General features: G+C 76.0%; 21 protein-coding genes. 12 read left to right on the forward strand and 9 right to left on the reverse strand.

Going from position 1 to position 18,516, the window contains the following annotated elements; genetic code table 11:
- Positions 1 to 11 precede the first annotated feature (11 nt).
- The 3 genes from uraD (at position 12) to pucL (ending at position 1,803) form a co-directional block, all read left to right on the forward strand.
- Positions 12 to 509: a 2-oxo-4-hydroxy-4-carboxy-5-ureidoimidazoline decarboxylase gene (uraD, locus tag ACI79R_RS23570; RefSeq protein WP_456576123.1), complete on the forward strand. Its 498-nt coding sequence runs from the start codon at positions 12 to 14 to the stop codon at positions 507 to 509.
- Positions 506 to 823 carry a hydroxyisourate hydrolase gene (uraH, locus tag ACI79R_RS23575; RefSeq protein ID WP_456576124.1) on the forward strand — a complete coding sequence of 106 codons (318 nt, stop codon included), beginning with the start codon at positions 506 to 508 and terminating at the stop codon, positions 821 to 823. The genes uraD and uraH overlap by 4 nt, the downstream gene beginning before the upstream one ends.
- A gap of 89 nt (positions 824 to 912) precedes the next feature.
- Positions 913 to 1,803, forward strand: a complete 891-nt coding sequence (gene pucL / locus ACI79R_RS23580) for a factor-independent urate hydroxylase (RefSeq protein WP_456576125.1) — start codon at positions 913 to 915, stop codon at positions 1,801 to 1,803.
- Positions 1,804 to 1,809: 6 nt separating this feature from the next.
- Here pucL and ACI79R_RS23585 read toward each other — a convergent pair whose 3' ends face one another.
- Entirely contained in the window at positions 1,810 to 2,271 is a 462-nt protein-coding gene (locus ACI79R_RS23585) for a hypothetical protein (protein WP_456576126.1), read from the reverse strand.
- 66 nt (positions 2,272 to 2,337) lie between these two features.
- Here ACI79R_RS23585 and ACI79R_RS23590 point away from each other — a divergent pair, with 66 nt between their 5' ends.
- The gene (locus tag ACI79R_RS23590) at positions 2,338 to 2,832 is read left to right on the forward strand and encodes a phosphoribosyltransferase (protein ID WP_456576127.1); all 495 of its coding nucleotides are present in this window, start codon (positions 2,338 to 2,340) and stop codon (positions 2,830 to 2,832) included.
- A 362-nt stretch (positions 2,833 to 3,194) separates the two neighbouring features.
- Here ACI79R_RS23590 and ACI79R_RS23595 read toward each other — a convergent pair whose 3' ends face one another.
- The 4 genes from ACI79R_RS23595 to msrA all read right to left on the reverse strand — a co-directional run bounded on the left by ACI79R_RS23595 (position 3,195) and on the right by msrA (position 7,916).
- Positions 3,195 to 4,778: a methyl-accepting chemotaxis protein gene (locus ACI79R_RS23595; protein ID WP_456576128.1), complete on the reverse strand. Its 1,584-nt coding sequence runs from the start codon at positions 4,776 to 4,778 to the stop codon at positions 3,195 to 3,197.
- A 122-nt stretch (positions 4,779 to 4,900) separates the two neighbouring features.
- Positions 4,901 to 5,980 carry a class I SAM-dependent methyltransferase gene (locus ACI79R_RS23600; protein WP_456576129.1) on the reverse strand — a complete coding sequence of 360 codons (1,080 nt, stop codon included), beginning with the start codon at positions 5,978 to 5,980 and terminating at the stop codon, positions 4,901 to 4,903.
- A 61-nt stretch (positions 5,981 to 6,041) separates the two neighbouring features.
- Positions 6,042 to 7,187, reverse strand: coding sequence for a class I SAM-dependent methyltransferase (locus tag ACI79R_RS23605; RefSeq protein ID WP_456576130.1), 1,146 nt, complete (start codon positions 7,185 to 7,187; stop codon positions 6,042 to 6,044).
- Between the two features lie 75 nt (positions 7,188 to 7,262).
- Positions 7,263 to 7,916, reverse strand: coding sequence for a peptide-methionine (S)-S-oxide reductase MsrA (msrA, locus tag ACI79R_RS23610; RefSeq protein WP_456576131.1), 654 nt, complete (start codon positions 7,914 to 7,916; stop codon positions 7,263 to 7,265).
- A gap of 98 nt (positions 7,917 to 8,014) precedes the next feature.
- On the opposite strand from msrA, the gene ACI79R_RS23615 reads away from it, so the two are divergent.
- From ACI79R_RS23615 to ACI79R_RS23635, 5 genes are all read left to right on the forward strand, one after another.
- Positions 8,015 to 9,037: an NADP-dependent oxidoreductase gene (locus ACI79R_RS23615; protein WP_456576132.1), complete on the forward strand. Its 1,023-nt coding sequence runs from the start codon at positions 8,015 to 8,017 to the stop codon at positions 9,035 to 9,037.
- A 65-nt stretch (positions 9,038 to 9,102) separates the two neighbouring features.
- Positions 9,103 to 9,684, forward strand: a complete 582-nt coding sequence (locus tag ACI79R_RS23620; RefSeq protein WP_456576133.1) for an RNA polymerase sigma factor — start codon at positions 9,103 to 9,105, stop codon at positions 9,682 to 9,684.
- Complete coding sequence (locus tag ACI79R_RS23625; protein WP_456576134.1) at positions 9,674 to 10,759, forward strand: hypothetical protein; 1,086 nt, start codon at positions 9,674 to 9,676, stop codon at positions 10,757 to 10,759. Before ACI79R_RS23620 ends, ACI79R_RS23625 begins: the two co-directional genes overlap by 11 nt.
- 37 nt (positions 10,760 to 10,796) lie before the next feature.
- Positions 10,797 to 11,495, forward strand: a complete 699-nt coding sequence (locus tag ACI79R_RS23630; protein WP_456576135.1) for an alpha/beta hydrolase — start codon at positions 10,797 to 10,799, stop codon at positions 11,493 to 11,495.
- A 123-nt stretch (positions 11,496 to 11,618) separates the two neighbouring features.
- The gene (locus ACI79R_RS23635; RefSeq protein WP_456576136.1) at positions 11,619 to 12,062 is read left to right on the forward strand and encodes a hemerythrin domain-containing protein; all 444 of its coding nucleotides are present in this window, start codon (positions 11,619 to 11,621) and stop codon (positions 12,060 to 12,062) included.
- A 33-nt stretch (positions 12,063 to 12,095) separates the two neighbouring features.
- On the opposite strand, the gene ACI79R_RS23640 is transcribed toward ACI79R_RS23635, so the two are convergent.
- The 3 genes from ACI79R_RS23640 to ACI79R_RS23650 all read right to left on the reverse strand — a co-directional run bounded on the left by ACI79R_RS23640 (position 12,096) and on the right by ACI79R_RS23650 (position 15,063).
- Entirely contained in the window at positions 12,096 to 13,289 is a 1,194-nt protein-coding gene (locus ACI79R_RS23640) for a hypothetical protein (protein ID WP_456576137.1), read from the reverse strand.
- Positions 13,290 to 13,400: 111 nt separating this feature from the next.
- Complete coding sequence (locus ACI79R_RS23645; RefSeq protein WP_456576138.1) at positions 13,401 to 14,420, reverse strand: 1-aminocyclopropane-1-carboxylate deaminase; 1,020 nt, start codon at positions 14,418 to 14,420, stop codon at positions 13,401 to 13,403.
- On the reverse strand, positions 14,407 to 15,063 hold the full coding sequence (locus tag ACI79R_RS23650; protein WP_456576139.1) for a GntR family transcriptional regulator: 657 nt from the start codon (positions 15,061 to 15,063) through the stop codon (positions 14,407 to 14,409). Before ACI79R_RS23650 ends, ACI79R_RS23645 begins: the two co-directional genes overlap by 14 nt.
- A 205-nt stretch (positions 15,064 to 15,268) precedes the next feature.
- Between ACI79R_RS23650 and ACI79R_RS23655 the strand changes: the two genes are divergently transcribed.
- The gene (locus tag ACI79R_RS23655) at positions 15,269 to 15,715 is read left to right on the forward strand and encodes a rhodanese-like domain-containing protein (protein ID WP_456576140.1); all 447 of its coding nucleotides are present in this window, start codon (positions 15,269 to 15,271) and stop codon (positions 15,713 to 15,715) included.
- Between the two features lie 7 nt (positions 15,716 to 15,722).
- On the opposite strand, the gene ACI79R_RS23660 is transcribed toward ACI79R_RS23655, so the two are convergent.
- Complete coding sequence (locus tag ACI79R_RS23660) at positions 15,723 to 16,235, reverse strand: VOC family protein (protein ID WP_456576141.1); 513 nt, start codon at positions 16,233 to 16,235, stop codon at positions 15,723 to 15,725.
- Positions 16,236 to 16,328: 93 nt separating this feature from the next.
- Between ACI79R_RS23660 and ACI79R_RS23665 the strand changes: the two genes are divergently transcribed.
- A complete protein-coding gene (locus ACI79R_RS23665; protein ID WP_456576142.1) occupies positions 16,329 to 17,054 on the forward strand; it encodes a Mut7-C RNAse domain-containing protein in 726 nt (241 codons plus the stop codon).
- A gap of 125 nt (positions 17,055 to 17,179) precedes the next feature.
- Positions 17,180 to 18,478: an Nramp family divalent metal transporter gene (locus ACI79R_RS23670; protein WP_456576143.1), complete on the forward strand. Its 1,299-nt coding sequence runs from the start codon at positions 17,180 to 17,182 to the stop codon at positions 18,476 to 18,478.
- The last annotated feature ends 38 nt before the right edge of the window (positions 18,479 to 18,516 follow it).

The following is an 18,516-nucleotide window of genomic DNA, read 5'->3' on the forward strand; positions in this document are numbered from 1 at the left end:
ATCCTCGCACCGTGTCCCGCCTCGACGACTTCAACGACCGGCCCGCCGACTCTGCCGTCCAGGTGTTGCGGGCGTGCAACGCCGCACCCCGCTTCGCCGCCGAGCTCGTGGCCGGCCGGCCGTACGCCGACGTCGACACGCTGGTGCGCCGGGCCGAGGAGGTGGCCCGCTCCCTGCCGTGGGACGAGGTGTCGATGGCGCTGGCCACGCACCCGAGGATCGGCGACCGCGTGGAGGGCTCCTCGGAGGAGGCGGAGTCCTCCCGGCGCGAGCAGGCGTCGATGGGCGGGGCGGACGACGAGACCCGGGCGGCGCTGCTGCAGGGCAACCGCGAGTACGAGGAGCGCTTCGGGCACGTCTTCCTCATCCGCGCCGCGGGCCGCTCGCCGGAGGAGATGCTGGCCGAGCTGCGCCGCCGGCTGGGCAACGACGAGGCGGCCGAGCGGGCCGAGGCCACCGAGCAGCTGGCGCAGATCACCGCGCTGCGGGTGCGGGAGCTCGTGGCATGAGCGTCTCCACGCACGTCCTGGACGCCGTCGCGGGGCGGCCGGCCGCGGGGATCGCCGTCCGGCTGTACGCCGGCGAGGACCTGCTGGCCGAGGGGGTCACCGACGCCGACGGCCGCTGCCGGCTGACCGAGGAGGCGACCGCCGCCGGCACCCACCGGCTGGTCTTCGCCGTCGGCGAGTGGTTCGACGGCCGCGGGGTGGCCGCGTTCTGGCCGGAGGTCACGCTGACCTTCACCGTCGCCGAGCCCGCGCAGCACCACCACGTGCCGCTGCTGCTCTCGCCGTTCGCGTACTCGACCTACCGCGGCTCCTGACCGGAGTGCGAGAGGCGAGGTTTCCTCGCCTCTCGCACTCCGGTTCCACGTGCAACATCCGCGAAACCGGCACAGGAGAGGGTGCGGCCATGGCGATCGTCCTCGGAGCGAACCAGTACGGGAAGGCGGAGGTCCGCGTGGTCGCGGTCGACCGCAGCAGCCCCCGCCACACGCTGGTCGACCTCAACGTCTCCTCCAGCCTGCGCGGGGACTTCGCCGCCGCGCACACGGCCGGCGACAACGCGCACATCCTGACCACCGACGCGCAGAAGAACACCGTCTTCGCCTTCGCCCGCGACGGCGTCGGCTCGCCGGAGGCGTTCGGGCTGCGGCTGGCGCGGCACTTCGCCGGGTCCTACGCGTGGATCCGCGGCGCGCGGGTGGCGGTGGAGTCCTACGGCTGGGAGCGGATCGGAGTGGGCGGGCAGGAGCACGACCACGCGTTCCGGCGTCCCGGCGGCGAGGTGCGGACGGCGGTCGTCACCGTCGACGGGGACGACGCGCACGTGCTGGCCGGGCTGACCGACCTCGTCGTCCTCAAGACCACCGGCTCGGAGTTCTGGGGCTTCCCGCGCGACCGGTACACGACGCTGGCCGAGACCCGCGACCGGATCCTCGCCACCGCCGTCACCGCCCGCTGGCGGTACACCACCACCGAGCTGGACTTCGACGCCGTCTTCGCCGGCGTGCGCAGCACGCTGCTGGAGGCCTTCGCCGCCACCCACTCCCTCGCGCTGCAGCAGACGCTGTACCGGATGGGCGAGGCGGTGCTCGAGACGTTCCCCGAGGTGGCCGAGGTGCGGCTGTCGATGCCGAACAAGCACCACTTCCTGCAGGACCTGTCGGCCTACGGGCTGGACAACCCCGACGTCGTCTACCACGCCGACGACCGCCCCTACGGGCTGATCGAGGGCGCCGTGCTGCGCGACGACGTGCCGCCGGCGGAGATCGCCTGGCAGGGCACGCCCGGCTTCTGCTGAGCCCGGTCAGCCGGCCTCGACGCCGACCCCGGCGAACGCGGTGCGCACGTGCAGGCGCAGGTCCGCACCGCGCTCGTCGGCGGTGACCGAGACGCCCGGGTCGGCGCCCACCCCGCCGATGCCGGAGAACTCCCACCAGACCTTCCAGTCCGGCCGCACCCGGACGGCGAGCCCGGCCATGAGCGCGCCGACGGTGACGTCGACGCCGCCGGGCACCGGGTCGAGGGCGGTGAGGTCGAGCTCGCCGCCGGCCATGGCGAGGTCGATCCGCACCCGGGCCAGCTGCGGGTTCTGCGGGCGCAGCTCGAAGCCGGTGTGCGTGCGGGTGCGGCGGATGCCCGCGGTCGACTCGTCGCCCTCGTCGGTCCGGTGAGCCCGCACGCGGCCGATCACGGCCACGCCGGCGTGCAGGCCGGCCCAGCCGGCGATCCACGGCAGCAGCTTGCGGACGGCGGGAGGCAGCGTCATGCGCCCAGCCTGCCCGACGACCGCCCGCCGGGCCCAGACCCGGCCGCCCTGGCAGCATCGGCGGCCGTGAGCGACGAGCGGGAGACCCTGACCTACGAGCTGTTCGGCACCGCCAGCCGCGAGCTGGCCGAGCAGGTCGCCGCCGACGGGTTCGAGCCGGACCTGATCCTGTCCATCGCCCGCGGCGGGCTGTTCCTCGGCGGCGCGCTGGGCTACGCGCTGGACGTGAAGAACCTCTTCGTGATGAACGTGGAGTTCTACACCGGCGTCGACGAGCGGCTGGACCTCCCCGTCGTCCTCCCGCCGACGCTGGACCAGGTCGACATCACCGGCGCGAACGTCCTGGTCGCCGACGACGTCGCCGACACCGGGAAGACCCTGGAGCTGGTGCGCGACTTCTGCACCGGTTACGTCGCCGAGGTGCGGACGGCGGTCGTCTACGAGAAGCCCCGCTCGGTGGTGACCTGCGACTACGTGTGGAAGCGCACCGACCGGTGGATCGACTTCCCGTGGTCGACCCTGCCGCCGGTGCGGTCGCGGAAGGGCCGCCCCGGGCACTGAGGACGGTGGCCCCCCTTCAGGGGCCCGCGCCGAGCGTGCGAGGCGGAGGGGAACGGTGGCGCCCCTTCAGGGGCCCGCGCCGAGCGTGCGAGGCATGGGGGAAAGGTGCCCCCCCTTCAGGGGCCCGCGCCGAGCGTGCGAGGCACTGAGGACGGTGCCCCCTTCAGGGGCCCGCGCCGAGCCTGCGAGGCGGAGGGGGAAGGTGGCCCCTCTTCAGGGGCCCGCGCCGAGCGTGCGAGGCGTGGGGGGAAGGTGGCCCCTCTTCAGGGGCCCGCGCCGAGCGTGCGAGGCGTGGGGGGAAGGTGGCCCCTCTTCAGGGGCCCGCGCCGAGCGTGCGAGGCGTGGGGGGAAGGGGGGTCCTTCTAGTAGCGGAAGTGCGCCACCGACGTGAGCAGCGACGACGCCATGCGCGCCACCTCGTCGATCGCCGTCCGCGCGTCGCCCATCGCCCGCGTGGTCGACGTGCTGGCCGAGGCCACCGCGGTGATGCTCTCCGCGATCTGACCGGCCGAGGCGGCCGCCTCGGCGACGTTGCGGTTCATCTCGGTGGTGGTCGCCGTCTGCTCCTCCACCGCGGCGGCGATGGTGCCCTGCGAGTCGTTGATCCGCGCGATCACCGTGCTGATCTCGCCGATCGCGGTCACCGCGCCGCGGGTGTCGGCCTGGATCGCCTCGACGCGGGCGGTGATGTCCTGGGTGGCGCGGGCAGTCTCCTGCGCCAGCTCCTTGACCTCGTTGGCGACCACCGCGAAGCCCTTGCCCGCCTCGCCGGCCCGGGCCGCCTCGATGGTCGCGTTCAGCGCCAGCAGGTTCGTCTGCTCGGCGATGCTCGTGATCGCCTTGACCACGCCGGCGATCTCCAGCGACGACTCCCCCAGCCGGGCGACGGTCGCGGTGGTCGAGTCGGCCGCCGCCACCGCCTGGGCGGCGACCTGGGAGACCTCGGCGGCGTTCTGCGCGATCTCCCGGATCGAGGCGCCCATCTGCTCGGAGCCGGCGGCCACGGTCTGCACGGTGGTCGACACCTGGCCGGCGGCACCGGCCACGACCTCCGACTGCGCCGCCGACTCGTCGGCCAGCCGGCTCATGCTCTGGGCTGAGGCGGAGAGCTCCTCGGTGGCCGAGGCCAGCGTGCTGGAGCTGTCGCCGATGGCGGTGAGGACGGCGCGCATGTCGCCCATGGCCGACTCCAGCGCGGCGGCCATCCGGCCCACCTCGTCGCGGCTGGTGATGCCGGTCGTGCCGCGCAGGTCGCCGGCGGCCAGGTCGGCCACCAGCGCCCCGACCCGGCGCAGCGGGCGGACCACCGAGCGGGTGATCACCCAGCCCAGGGCGGACAGGACGACGACGCCGGCCACGGCGACGGCGACCGCCAGCGTGATGTCGGTGCGCCGCTCCTCGGCGGTGGCCTGCGCGGCCGCGGTGGCGTGCCCGCCGACCGCCTCGCCGACCGCGGGCAGCGCCTCCTCCAGCTGCCCGAAGGCCTCGCCGAACCGCGGATAGGCCTGGCGGGCCGCGGCCAGGTCCCGGCCGGCGAGGGTGACGATCTGGTCGGCGCTGGTCAGGTAGTCCTCGACCTCGTCGCCGACCCCGTCGATGGCCGCGCTGACGTCGGCGCCCAGCGACTCGGCCTCGACCGCGGCCAGCGTCTCGCGCAGCGTGGCGGAGTGGTCGGCGAGGTCGGCGACGGCCGAGGTGTACTGCTCGCCGGTGCCGCTGAGCAGCGCCTGGAGGACGTCGCCGCGGACGGCGTCGTGCATCATGTCGGCCTCCAGCGCCGACCCGGTGGCCCGGGTGGTGGCCAGCAGGACGTCGACCCGCTCGCCCGTCCGGCCCAGCGCCTGCACCGTGAGGACGGCGAAGGCGGCGAGGGCCAGGGCGCCGGCGGCCACGAGGGCGGCGAGCTTGACGCCGAGCGGGCGGTCGGACCAGAGGGTGCGCGACATGGGGTGCTCCAGGGAGCTTCGGGCGGTGCACGACGTACCGACGCCACCCCTTCGGCCGCTGGCTGGAGCGACTACAGCGGAAACCGTGAAATGTGCAGCACTTTCCCGTTCCGGAACCGGGCTCAATCCTGGTGCAGCCGGTAGAAGCGGAAGAAGTCGTGCTCGACGGGCAGCACCTCGACGCGGGCGAACCCGGCCGCCCGGGCGTAGCCGGCCAGGGTCCCGGGGCGCATCACGGTCCCCGTCGCGGCCGACGGGCTGGTCGAGCGCCCGTCGGGTAGGCAGCAGGTCAGGCTGTAGCCGTACATGAGCCGCTCGACGTCGTCCCCGGGGGCGGTGAAGCGCTCGGCCACCCGCTCGTCGACCACCAGCACGGTGCCCCCCGGAGCGACCAGGCGGCGCATCGCGGCGAGCACGGCCACCGGATCGGCCAGGTCGTGCACGCACTCGAAGGCGGTCACCAGGTCGGCGGTGCCGGCGTCGGCCGCCGATCCGGCGTCCCCGAGCTCGAACCGCACCCGGTCGGCGACCCCGGCCTCCTCGGCGTTCGCCCGCGCCCGCTCGACGGAGGGCTCGTCGACGTCGATGCCCACGACCCGGGCCGCCGGGTAGGCCAGGGCCATCCCGATGGCGGACCAGCCCATCCCGCAGCCGATGTCGGCGATGCGCCCGCCGGCCCGCAGCGCCGCGTCGACGTCGGGGATCGACGGCAGCACCGACCGGCCGAGCGAGCCGAGGAAGAACGGGCGGTTGGCCGCGGCCTGGGCCTCCCGCGCGTCCGGGCCCATCTCCGCCCAGCCCAGCCCGCCGCCGGAGCGGTAGACCTCGGCCAGCCGCTCGACGTTGCGGGTGAACGCCATCGCCGCCCAGGCCAGCGGCACGGCGTAGCGCTCGTCGACCTCGTCGACCAGCACGGGACGGTGGGCCGCCGGCAGCGTGTAGCACCGCTGCTCCGGAGCCGCCGCGGCGTCGTCCACGGTCAGGTAGCCGGCGACCGCCTGCTGCTCCAGCCACTCGCGGGCGTAGCGCTCGTCGGTGCCGGTCCGCGCGGCGAGCTCGCCGGCCGTGGCCGGGCTGCCGTCCAGGGCGCGGTACCAGCCGAGCCGGCGGCCCAGCTCGACGGCGGCGACCTCCAGGGTGCCGATGACCGAGGCCACCAGATGCTCGGCGAGTTCCTCGGGAGTGCGTTCGGTCGTGGTCATGGCCCCCGACCGTGGCCCGGCCGGCCGGCGCCCGACAGGGCAGTCCGGCCCTGTCCGGCGATCAGCGCCGGGTGGACGCCGTGACCGTGAACCGCGGCCCCGCGCCGGCCACCCGGGTCGGCCCGACCAGCCGGCGCAGCGCCGCCCGGTGCGGCAGGCCGTTGTTGTAGACCGCCCACAGCTCGCCGCCCGGCCGCAGCACCCGCGCCGCGGCGGCGAACAGCCGGTCGGCGGCGCCGGTCACGACCGCGCCGCCGAGGTGGAACGGCGGATTGCAGACGACCAGGTCGACGCTGGCGTCCGGCACGCTCGCGGCGGCGTCGTCCCGGAGCACCGCCACGCGGCCGGCCAGGCCGTTGGCCCGCACCGTCGCGGTCGCCGAGGCGACGGCGGCCGCCGACTGGTCGGAGGCGAGCACGGTCAGCTGCGGCCGGGCGGTGGCCAGCGCCGCGGCGAGCACGCCGGTGCCGCACCCGAGGTCGAGCGCGGTGCCGGCGTCCGGCGCCATCTCGGGCAGGTGCGCCAGCAGCGCCCGCGTGCCGAGGTCCACCTTGGTGCCGGCGAAGGCCGCGCCGTGCGCGCAGACGGTCAGGCCGAGGTCGGCGTGCACCTGCCGGCGGGGGAACGACGGCGCTCCCGCCGGCCGCGGCCCGCGGGCGGTGAGCAGCCGGGACTTCTGCCGCGCCAGCGACGCCGAGACGTCGCTGAACGAGTCGCCGAGGACGTCGTTCATCGCGTGGGTCAGGTACTTGACCCGCCCGCCCACCAGCAGCGTGACGTCGGGGTCCGCGGCGGCCGCGACCAGCTCGGTGAGCTCGCGCAGCGCGTCGAGCGCCTTCGGCGCCCGGGCGAGCACCAGGAGGGCGCCGGCGAACGTGGCGCCGTCCAGGGGCAGCGAGCGGTAGGTGCCGGCCAGCCCGGTCCGCTCGGCGTTGCGGGCCAGCGCCAGCTCGCCGACGAGCGCGTCCTGGGTGACGCGGACGTCCCGCGCCCCGAGGGCCACCGCGCCGAGGGTGAGCGCGCCGTGGCCGTCGTCCACCACGACGACGTCCCCCGGCGCGGACGACGCGACCGCCGGCGCCGCGGTGTCCAGCAGCAGCCGGTCGGTGGCGTCGACGGCGACGAGGTCGGGGGCCTCGACGTCGGGCTCCCGCCGCAGCGCGGCGAGGACCTCGGGGAGCTCAGGCCCCGAGCCCGGTTCGTGCACAGAACGTGGTCCCGGGTCACCCATGACCACGAAGAGTGCACGAACCGGCGTCACCGGCTCCGCGCGGGCGCCGCATCAGACCCCCGGCAGGCCCACCGGGCACGAGACGCCGGTCGAGTGGATCGGGCAGTACCCGTTCGGCACCTTGTAGAGGTACTGCTGGTGGTAGTCCTCGGCGTAGTAGAAGTCTCCGAGCGGGGCGATCTCGGTGGTGATGTCGCCGTAGCCGGCGGCCCGCAGCCGCTCCTGGAACTGGTCGCGGCTGGCCCGCGCCGCCGCCTCCTGCTCCGGGGAGGCGTAGTAGATCGCCGAGCGGTACTGGGTGCCGACGTCGTTGCCCTGGCGCATGCCCTGCGTCGGGTCGTGGTCCTCCCAGAACACCTTGAGCAGCTGCTCGTAGGAGATGACCGCGGGGTCGAAGACGACGAGCACGACCTCGGTGTGACCGGTCTGCGCCGAGCAGACCTCCTCGTAGGTCGGGTTGGGGGTGTGACCGCCGGCGTAGCCCGCGGCGGTCGAGTAGACGCCCGGCGTCTGCCAGAAGACCTTCTCCACGCCCCAGAAGCAGCCGGCGCCGAAGACGGCGGTCTGCATCCCCTCGGGGAACGGCGGTCGGATGCGGTTGCCGTTGACCGCGTGCAGCTCGGGCACGAAGTACAGCGGGTCGGGACGGCCGGGCAGGGCGTTCTCGGGAGCCACCGGCTGGGTCTTGTACCGGGAGAACAACATGCCCCGAGCGTAGGTGAAGGACCCCCCTGCCCCCACTGCTCGCAAGCTCGCAGCGGGACCCTGCAGCGGGGCCACCGCCGGCGGGGGAGGATCCGTCCGTGACCGTCAACACCCGCGAGTGGCTGCTGGCCGCCCGCCCGCACGGCGAGCCGACGCCGGCGGACTTCGAGCTGGTCGAGGTCGAGCGGCCCGACCCCACCGAGGGCCAGGTCGTCGTCCGCATGATCGCGATGTCGGTCGACCCCTACATGCGTGGGCGGATGCGCCTGGGCCCCTCCTACGCCGCTCCCTGGGAGGTCGGCGAGGTGATGCGGGGCGGCGCGGTGGGCCGGGTGGTCGAGTCCCGCGCCCCCGACGTCCCCGAGGGCGCGCTGGTGCTCACCGACGCCGCCTGGCGGGACGTCGCCGTGCTGGACGCCGCCGCGGTGCGGCAGCTGCCCGCGCTGGGCGACGTCCCCCTCACCCACCACCTCGGCATCCTCGGGATGCCCGGGCTGACCGCCTACGCCGGCCTGTTCCGGGTCGCCGCGTTCCGGGCCGGCGACGCCGTGTTCGTCTCGGGCGCCGCCGGGGCCGTGGGCAGCGCCGTCGGCCAGTTCGCCAGGCTGCGCGGTGCCGCGGCCGTCATCGGCAGCGCCGGCACCCCGGAGAAGGTGGCCTGGCTGCGGGAGCTCGGCTTCACCGCGGCCTTCGACTACCACGACGGGCCGGTGCGCGACCTGCTGTCGGCCGCGGCGCCCGACGGCATCGACGTCTACTTCGACAACGTCGGCGGCGACCACCTCGACGCGGCGATGGGGTCGCTGCGGGTGCACGGGCGGGCCGCGCTGTGCGGCTCGATCTCCGGCTACAACGCGACCGAGCCGGTGCCGGGCCCGCGCGGGTTCAGCGCGCTCATGGTGAGCAAGCGGCTGCAGCTCGCCGGCTTCCTCGTCGGCGACCACGCCGACCTGCGACCGGAGTTCGAGGCGACGGTGTCGGAGTGGATCCGGTCGGGGCAGCTCGTCGTCCGCGAGACGGTCTACGAGGGCCTGGAGAACGCCGTCCCCGCCTTCCTCGACCTCCTGAGGGGCGCGAACACCGGCAAGATGGTCGTCCGGCTGGCCCCGGACCCCGACTGAGCGGGACGGACGGGGCGGATGGGACGACACCGGTAACGACCGGCCCCGACCGGACATGTGGGGACGTGATCGCGACGGAGGGGCAGCCACCGCCCCCGACTGACCACCTGCCCGGCTCCGCCGACGCACGCTTCGAGGCCGCTTACCACGCCTCCGGCGCGGCCGTCCTCGGCTACGCGCTGCGGCGGTCGGCCACCCGCGAGGACGCCCTCGACGTCGTCGCCGAGACCTTCGCCGTCGCCTGGCGCCGGCGGGCCGACCTCCCGGTGGACCCGGACCAGGCGCGGCCGTGGCTGTTCGGCATCGCCCGGCTATGCCTGGCCAACGCCGTGCGCAGCAGCACCCGCGCCGACCGCCTGGGCGCCCGGCTGGCCGAGGCGTTCGCCGACACCGTGGTGCCCGACCCGTCCGCCGCCTCCGAGCGCCGCGCCGAGAACCGGCTGGTGCGCGCGGCGCTCGGCCGGCTGTCCGCCGAGGACCGGGAGCTCCTGACGCTGGTCGCCTGGGAGGGCCTGACCCCGGCCCAGGCCGCCGAGGCGCTCGGCCTGGCCCCGGGCACCGCCCGGGTGCGGCTGCACCGAGCGCGCACCCGGCTGCGCGCCGCCCTCTCCCCCGCCGACGCCCCGGAGGCCGACCGTGATCTCTGACCGCGAGCTCGACGCCCGCCTGACCGCCGCCCGCGGCGTCGACGACGCCGGCCTGCCGGCGCTGCCGCCGTCCTTCCTCGACGTCCTGCGCGCCGAGGAGCCGGCGTCGGTGATCGCCGCCCGGCAGCTGGTGGACGACGCCCGCACCGCCCCCCGGACCCGCCGCCGGCGGGCGGCCGTGCGCCTCGGCGTGGCCGCGGTCGCGCTGGCCGCGGCCTGGACGACGGCCGTCGTCGTCGCTCCCGCCGACCGGGCTCCGGCACCCGACCGCCCGGCCCCGTCGGCACCCGCCCCCGGCATCGAGCTGGTCGCGGCCGAGGAGGTGACCTTCCCGTTCTCCCTCGACCCCGCGCCCCCCGGCCTGACCCCCGCCTTCAGCATGCGCGGCGGCATGGCCGCCCACGGCGGGGGGCCGGTGGTCTACGTCGGCGACTGGTCCTCCGACGACGGGCGGGTGCTCGCCGACCTGTTCCCCGCCGACCCCAGGACGCTGCCGGAGCAGGGCTGGTCGGAGCTCGGCGACCCGGCCGGGACGGTGACCGTCGACGGCGTGCCCGCCGAGGTCCGGACCGACGACGGGCTGGTCACCCTGCTGTGGGAGCGCCCCGACGGCCGGTGGATGTGGCTGCTCGGCGAGGGCTCCTACGGCGAGCTCGCGGCACTGACCGCGGTGGCGGAGTCGGTGGTCGACCGGCCGCAGCCGGTGGGGCTGCAGTTCGGCCTCGCCCCGGCCGGCTGGTCGGTGGGCGGCTACGAGGCGAGCCGCAGCCTGGACCTGGTGAACGACGCCGATCCGATGCAGACGCTGCGGGTCAGCCTGTACGGCGGCCCCGGCTACCCCGCGACCATCGACAGCCACCACGAGGGGACGCCCCTCGCCTCCCCGGTGGAGCCGGTGACCATCCAGGGCCGGCCCGGCCGGCTGGCGCTCGCGGACGGCGGCGGGTCGGCGCCCGATTCCTGGTTCGTGACCGGCGAGCTGCCCGGCGGGGTGTACTTCCTGCTCCTCGCGCCGCAGGTGCTGACCCGCGACCAGGTGCTGCAGATCGCCGAGCAGGTCACCGCCACCCCCTGACCGGCACCGACCCGGCGGCCCGGGCAGGCTGGGGCCGGTGACCACCTCCTCCGGCCCGGCACTCGAGCACCACCCCCCACCGGGGCCGGTGCGTGCCGTCGCGGTGTTCTGCCACGGCGGCACGGTCGCCAGCGTGCAGCCGCCGCGCGAGCGGGCGCTGTCGCTGCTGCGGATGCGCGCGATCGAGGAGTTCGTCCGCCGGTCGGCCGGCGACCGGGGGCTGGCCACCTGCCTCGTGCGCTACCGGGTGGCCGGCTGGAACGGCGAGGCCGCCGACGCCTTCGCCGACGTGCGGTGGGCGCTGGACCGGATGCGCGAGGAGCGCGGCTCCGGCGTGCCGGTCGCGCTGGTCGGCCACTCGATGGGCGGCCGGGCGGTGCTGCGGGCCGGCGGCGATCCGCAGGTGGGCGCGATCTGCGCGCTCGCGCCGTGGACGCCGCCGGGCGAGCCGGTCGGCCACCTGCGCGGCCGCACCGTGGCGGTGCTGCACGGCGCCGGCGACCGGTGGGTGCCGGCCCGGCTCTCGGCCGACTTCGCGCTGCGGGCCCGGCGGGCCGGGGCGCGGATCGGCCGGTTCACCATCCCGGGCGGGCACAGCATGCTGCGCCGGTCCGGGGCCTGGCACGCCTTCGCCCGCGACGTCGTCCTGGCCGGCACGGGGCTGGCACCGCTGCGGGCGGACCTGGCCGCGGCGATGGACGCGCCGGGGACCGAGGGGCTCGCCGTCCCCCTGTGAGGCGGTTGCCGGTGCGGACGCCGTCCCGCTAGCGTGCCCGCCCGTGACCACCGGGACGGCCATCGGCCACGAGCAGGAGCAGCGCCCGGCGCTGCGGTGACGCACTCCGGTCGGGGAGCCCGCGTGCGGGCCCTCGGCGACGAACTCCGGCGCATCCACGACACCCTCCGCGCCGATCTGCGCGCCCTGCAGAAGGCGGTTCGCTCCGGCGACCCGCCCGAGCGCCGCCGGCCCCTGGCCACGCACTGCGCGGCCTTCTGCGCGGCGCTGACCCGCCACCACACCGGGGAGGACGCCGGCGCCTTCCCCGCGCTGGCGCAGCGGTTCCCCGAGCTGGTCCCGCTGCTGCTCACGATGGCCGAGGACCACGCGATGATCAGCGGGATCGTGGCCCGGGTGGAGGAGCTGGCCGGCCGGCTGGCCGCGGGCGCCCCGGCCGGGCGGCTGGCCGGCGAGCTGGACGGGCTGGCCGCCGTCCTGGAGTCGCACTTCTCGTTCGAGGAGCGGCGGATCCAGCGGGCCCTCGACGCGTTGCCGCCCGACCCCGCACTGCTGGGAGCGGAGTGAGAGGGACGCACTTTCCGCGCCCTCCCACTCCGCTCACTCGACGATCCACACCTGGTCCTCGTCGTCGGCGACCGCGTCGCACTGACCGATCGCCACCAGCCGGTCGGCGGCCGGCGCGAGCGCCGCGGCCGAGAAGATCCCGCCGCCGGAGCACACCTCCACGACGGTCGGAGCGGCGGCCGTGCCCCCGAGCTCGATCGTGGTGACCGTCAGCGCCGACGGCGACGAGCCGTTGACCAGGCCGCCGAGGTAGGCGTACCGGCCGGCGGGGTCGACGGCCAGCGAGCGGACGTAGGTGAGTCCGGGGAAGCCGGCCACCTCGGTGGGCGAGGAGGCACCGGCCGGGACGGCGAGGACGGCGAGCACCGGCTCGGCCGCGGACACCCCGCCCTGGAGCAGCGCGACGTAGGCGGTGCCCGCCGCGTCGGCGGTGACCGGGCCGACGTTCGAGACGTCGTCGGTCAGCGGAACCTCGCCGGCCGGTGCGAGGCCGGCGCCGAAGCGCTGCAGCACCGACCGCTGCCGCGTACCGGAGGCATCGGTCTCCACGTCGGCGGTCAGGAGCACCTGCTCGCCGTCCGGCGTGACCGCGACCGAGGCGACGTGGGCCCCCAGGCTCCCGAGGGAGAGCTCCTGCTCGCCGGTCACCTCGGCGGCGGCGACGTCGAGGGCCAGCAGCGTCCACGCGCCGTCCCGGTCCTGGGCGGCGAGCCACGCGGTCGACCCGTCCGGCCCCAGGGCCCAGCGGACGTCGGCGTACTCCGCCGGCGCGGCGACCTCCTCGCTGCCGACCTCGTCGTCGGCCCCGACCGTGGTCAGCTGCAGGCCGCCCCCGCCGGTCACGGTCAGCAGCACCGCGGTGCCGTCGGGGCCCACGGCCAGCCCGGTGTCGCCGGCGTCCACGGCGGACAGGCCGGGCAGCGCGGTGGTCGCCCAGCCCTCGTCGTCCTCGCGGGCGAGCAGCAGCGGGCCGTCGGCCGGCTCGACCAGCAGCACGCCCCGGCCGTCCGGGCCGGCGGCGACGGCGGCCAGCTCGGCGCCGTCCCCGCCGATCTCCGACGCCGGCGCGCTGCCGGCCACCTCGTCCAGCGGACCGGCCGCCGCCGGCGGGGACGCCGGCGCCGACGTGGCCGACGGCGAGGCGACGCCCTCGACGCTGCCCGAGCAGGCGGCCAGCGGGAGGACGGCGAGGACGGCGGCCACGGTCAGCCGGGTGGTGCGGTGCATGGTGCGCGGGCTCCTGTCCGACCCGGCAGCACCCTCGGCTGCCCGGGCCGCGGGCACCCTAGGGCCTCGGCGGAGTGGGAGGGCGCGGATTCCGCGTCCCTCCCACTCCGGTCAGGAGAACAGGGCGCTGTACCCGTTGAGCGCCGGCTGCCCGCCCAGGTGCGCGTAGAGGACGGTCGACGAGCGGTCGATCTCGCCGCGGCCGACCAGGTCGATGGTCGCGGCCATCGACTTCCCCTCGTAGACCGGGTCGGTGACCATGCCCTCGGTGCGCGCGGCGGTCTCCATCGCGCGGATCGTCGCCTCGTCGGGGATGCCGTAGACGCCGCCGTGGTAGCGCTCGTCGAGCTCGACGTCGTCGAGGGTCAGCTCCCGCTGCACGCCGATGGCCCGCGCCGTGCGCTGCGCGATGCGCAGCACCTGGTCGCGGGTCTCGGCCGGCTTGGCCGAGGCGTCGACACCGAGCACCCGGCGCGGCCGGGCGCCCTGCTCCTCGAGCTGCGCGAACCCGGCCACCATGCCGGCCTGCGTGGAGCCGGTCACCGAGCAGACGACGACGGTGTCGAAGAAGACGCCGAGCTCGGCCTCCTGCGCGGCCACCTCGTGCGCCCAGCCGGCGAAGCCCAGGCCGCCCAGCGGGTGGTCCGAGGCGCCGGCCGGGATGGCGTAGGGCCTGCCGCCGGCGGCCTCGATCTCGGCGAGCGCGGCCTCCCAGCTCTCCTTGAACCCGATGCCGAACCCGGCCTTCACGAGGCGCACGTCGGCGCCGGCCAGCCGGCTGATCAGGATGTTGCCGACCTTGTCGTAGACCGCGTCTGGCCAGTCGACCCAGCTCTCCTGCACCAGCACGCAGCGCAGCCCGGCGCGGGCGGCGACGGCGGCGACCTGGCGGGTGTGGTTGCTCTGCACCCCGCCGATGGAGACCAGGGTGTCGCAGCCCTGCGCCAGCGCGTCGGCGACCAGGTACTCCAGCTTCCGGGTCTTGTTGCCGCCGAAGGCGATGCCGGAGTTCACGTCCTCCCGCTTGGCCCAGATCGCCGCGCCGCCGAGGTGCTCGGTGAGCCGGTCCAGCCGGTGCACCGGCGACGGGCCGAACAGCAGCGGGTAGCGGGGGAAGTCAGCGAGCCCCATCGGGGTCCTCCAGTTCGGACAGCAGCGCCGTCCAGATCTCGGTGGTGGTGGCGACGGCGTCCTCGACGTCGGGAGCCGCGCAGGCGGCGATCAGGCGGTCGTGCAGGGCGACCGACCGGCGGGCGTCGACGGCGCGGAACCGCTGCCGCTCCAGCCGGCGGATGGCCGGGGTGAAGCGCTCGATGGTGGCGGTGACCGCACCGTTGGCCGCGCGGCGGACCAGCACCCCGTGCAGGTCGTCGTCGGCGGCGAGGGCGGCGTCGACGTCGCCGGCGTCGACCGCGGCGGCGAACCGGCCGTTGGCCGCGCGCATGGCGGCCAGGTCGTCGGCGGTCACGCCCGGCACGGCCTCGCGGACGGCGAGCTCGTGCATCGCCCGGACGACGACCGCGGCGTCGCGGACCGGGCCCACCGCCAGCGGCGTCACCCGGGTGTGGCTCTGCGGCTTGGCCTCGACCAGGCCCTCGTCGGCGAGCCGGGCCAGGGCGGCGCGCACCGGCGCCACCGACAGACCGAGCCGGGCGGCGAGCTCGGCGTCCTTGACCACCGCGCCGGGGGCGAGGTCGCCGCTCACGATGGCCTCGCGCAGCCGCTCCAGGGCGACGTCGCGCAGCAGCACGCGGCCGACGGGAGCGAGGGGCACAACTGACATCTCAGATGTCAGACGAGCCGACGTCAAGCCCCCCGGCCATTCGCGCGCGAGAGGCGGAGGGGGTCGGCGCCGTTCGCGCGCGAAAGGCGGAGGGGTCGGCGCCGTTCGCGCGCGAAAGGCGATCTGGCCGGAATCCTGCGGACGGCGGCAGCCCGGCTCCTGTCTCGACCGCGAGGGGCCGGGCAGCATCGACCGCGTGATCGACGCCTGGACGACCGACCCCGCCGACGCCGCCGCGCACTTCGCCCGCCGCCTGGCGGTGGAGACCGACGTCAGCGACGTGCACGCCGCCCTGGAGTCGGGTGCGCCCGGGTTCGTGCTCGTCGACACCCGCAGCGCGCAGGCCTGGGCCGCCGGTCGCGTGCCCGGCGCCCGGCACCTGCCCGGCCGCGAGCTGGCGGAGCGGGCACCGGCCGAGCTGGACCGGTCCGTCCCGGTCGTCACCTACTGCTGGGGGCCGGGCTGCAACGGCGCCACCCGCGCCGCGCTCACGCTGTCGCTGCTGGGCTACCGGGTGCGGGAGATGCTCGGCGGCTTCGAGTACTGGGCCCGCGAGGGGCTGCCGGTGGCCACCGACGCCGGGACGACGCAGCGCGCCGCCGATCCGCTCACCGCTCCGCCGGCGGTCGCCTGCGGCTGCTGACCCGGGATCAGGCGGGGACGGAGACCCCCACGCCCCCGCGGGTCTGCGCACCCCAGCGGGCGATCTCGCCCTCCAGGTCCAGCGGGGCGGTCATCTGCGCGCCCTCGAACAGGTCGGGGGTGATCAGATCGGCCGGGAGCAGCCAGGAGACCTCGAACTCCAGGCCGTCGGGATCCTCGGCGTAGAGCGCCTTGGTGGTCACGTGGTCCGAGGCGCCGACGAGCGCACCGGCCTCGGTCAGCGCCGTCCGCAGCCGGGCCAGCTCGGCGAGCGTGTCGACCTCCCACGCCAGGTGGTAGAGCCCGACGGTGCGCCGGCCGGCCTCGGAGGCGCCGGCGCCGCGCCCGAGGGCGAACAGCCCGAGGTCGTGGTCGTTGGTCGACCCCTCGGCCTGGAGGAACACCGCGCGGCCGGGGATCTCGAGCTTGACGCGGAAGCCGAGGACGTCGCGGTAGAAGGCGAGGCTCCGGTCGACGTCGCGCACGTACAGGACGGCGTGGTTGAGGCGCTGGACGGGCACGGCGGGCTCCCTCTCGTCACTGAGGCGCCCAGTCAACCGCACTCTTGTTGAGACTTCAAGCATCGAGCCGGCTCGCCGGGGTACCGACCCCCGGTGGACGACGGGACGGTGACGGTCGCGGTCGCCGGGCCGCTGCGCCTCTTCCTCCCCGCCCGCTGCCGCGCCGCCGGCCGCCGCGCCCTGCCGTTCGACCCCGACGCCACCGCCGGTCACCTGGTCTCCGCCGCCGGGGTGCCGCCGACCGAGGCCGGCGCTCTGCGGCTGGACGGCGTCGCGATCGGGCGCACCGCCCGCGCCACCCCGGGCGCGGTTCTCGAGGTGGACGCCGTCCGCCGTCCCGAGCCGGTGCCGGCCGGCGGCCTGCTGCTCGACGTCGGCCTCGGCGCGCTGGCCCGCCGGCTCCGGCTGCTCGGCGTGGACGCCGCGTGGTCGCCCGAGGCCCGGCCGGCCGACGCCGACGACGCCGACCTGGTGGCGGCCGCGGCCGCCGCGGACCGGCTGCTGCTCACCCAGGACCGCGGGCTGCTCATGCGCCGGGCACTGCCCCGGGGCGCCTTCGTGTACGGCAGCGACCCCGACGACCAGCTCGCCGACGTGCTCGACCGGTTCGCCCTCCCCCTGGCCCCGCTGACCCGGTGCACCGCGTGCGGCGCGGCGCTGCGGCCGGTGCCGAAGGCCGACGTCGCCCATCTGCTGGAACCGGGCACCCGCCGCAGCTACGACGACTTCTCCCGCTGCCCGGCCTGCGGGCGGCTGTACTGGCGCGGCGCGCACGCCGCCCGGATCGAGGCGCTGGTGCGGCGGGTCACCGGCGGCTGAGGCCGGCACTCCTCAGGACAGGCTCACCTCGGCCCGCGGGGGCCACCACATGGCCCGGGGGTGACACCCCCACCGGGCAGGACAGGAGCGCCAGCCCACCCGATCGCTCCCCCCGCGAGGCCGCCGTGTACCTCTCCAAGACCGAGGCCGCCGTCCTGCCGACGACGCTCGTCGGCACGCCCAAGCCCACGCCGCCCGCGAACGCCGGCCGCCGCCGCATCTGGCCGCTGCTCGGCCCGGCGTTCGTCGCCGCCGTCGCCTACGTCGACCCGGGCAACTTCGCCACCAACTTCTCCGGCGGCGCCTCGTTCGGCTACACGCTGCTGTGGGTGATCGTCGCGGCGAACCTCATGGCGATGCTGATCCAGTCGCTGACCGCCAAGCTCGGGCTCGCGACCGGCCGCGACCTGGCGACCCTGTGCCGGGAGAAGCTGCCGCGGCCGGTCACCTGGGGTCTGTGGGTGCAGGCCGAGGCGGTCGCGATCGCGACCGACCTGGCCGAGATCGTCGGCGGCGCGGTGGCGCTCAACCTGCTGTTCGGGGTGCCGCTGCCGATCGGCGGGATCATCACCGCCGTCGTCGCCTTCGTGCTGCTGGGGGCGCAGTCGCGCGGGCACCGGCCGTTCGAGCGGGTCATCACCGGGCTGCTGCTGGTCATCGGCGGCGGGTTCGTCTACACGCTGGTCGGCTCGGGCGTGGACGTCGGCGGGATGGCCGGGGGCATGGTGCCCTCCTTCGACGGCCCGGAGAGCCTGGTGCTGGCCACCGGCATCCTCGGCGCGACGGTCATGCCGCACGTCATCTACGTGCACTCGGCACTGACGCCGGGCCGGTACGGCGACGTCGTCACCGCCGGTCGCACCGCCGAGGGCCGCAACCGGCTGCTGAAGGCCCAGCGGCTCGACGTCCTGCTGGCCATGGGGCTGGCCGGCCTGGTCAACGCCGCGATGCTGGTCATCGCCGCCCAGCTGTTCACGGGGAACAGCGAGCAGGCCACCACGCTCGAGGGCGTGCACGCCGGCCTCGGCGACCAGCTCGGCACCGGCGCCGCGATCGCCTTCGCCCTCGCCCTGCTGGCGTCGGGGTTCGCCTCCTCCTCGGTCGGCACGCACGCCGGGCAGGTGGTCATGGCCGGCTTCCTGCGCAGGCACATCCCGGTGCTGGCCCGCCGGCTGATCACCCTGGCCCCCGCGCTCGCCGTCCTGGTGCTCGGCGGCGACCCGACCACCGCGCTGGTGTGGTCGCAGGTGGTGCTCAGCTTCGGCATCCCGTTCGCCCTGGTGCCGCTGCTGTGGCTGACCAGCCGGCGCGACCTCATGGGCGGCTGGGTGAACCGGCGGGTCACCACGATCGCCGGGTCGGTGGTGGCGGCGCTGATCATCGCGCTCAACGCCCACCTGCTGATCGGTTTCGTCACCGGCTGAGGACGGACCTCGGTGTTCCGCCGTTCGCGCGCGAACGG

This window comes from Blastococcus sp. SYSU D00820 (assembly GCF_054050695.1).

Coding starts and splice junctions, on each gene's coding strand:
- uraH (WP_456576124.1), top strand. CDS start 506: ATGAGCGTCTCCACGCACGTCCTGGACGCCGTCGCGGGGCGGCCGGCC.
- pucL (WP_456576125.1), top strand. CDS start 913: ATGGCGATCGTCCTCGGAGCGAACCAGTACGGGAAGGCGGAGGTCCGC.
- ACI79R_RS23585 (WP_456576126.1), bottom strand. CDS start 2,271: ATGACGCTGCCTCCCGCCGTCCGCAAGCTGCTGCCGTGGATCGCCGGC.
- ACI79R_RS23595 (WP_456576128.1), bottom strand. CDS start 4,778: ATGTCGCGCACCCTCTGGTCCGACCGCCCGCTCGGCGTCAAGCTCGCC.
- ACI79R_RS23600 (WP_456576129.1), bottom strand. CDS start 5,980: ATGACCACGACCGAACGCACTCCCGAGGAACTCGCCGAGCATCTGGTG.
- msrA (WP_456576131.1), bottom strand. CDS start 7,916: ATGTTGTTCTCCCGGTACAAGACCCAGCCGGTGGCTCCCGAGAACGCC.
- ACI79R_RS23640 (WP_456576137.1), bottom strand. CDS start 13,289: ATGCACCGCACCACCCGGCTGACCGTGGCCGCCGTCCTCGCCGTCCTC.
- ACI79R_RS23645 (WP_456576138.1), bottom strand. CDS start 14,420: ATGGGGCTCGCTGACTTCCCCCGCTACCCGCTGCTGTTCGGCCCGTCG.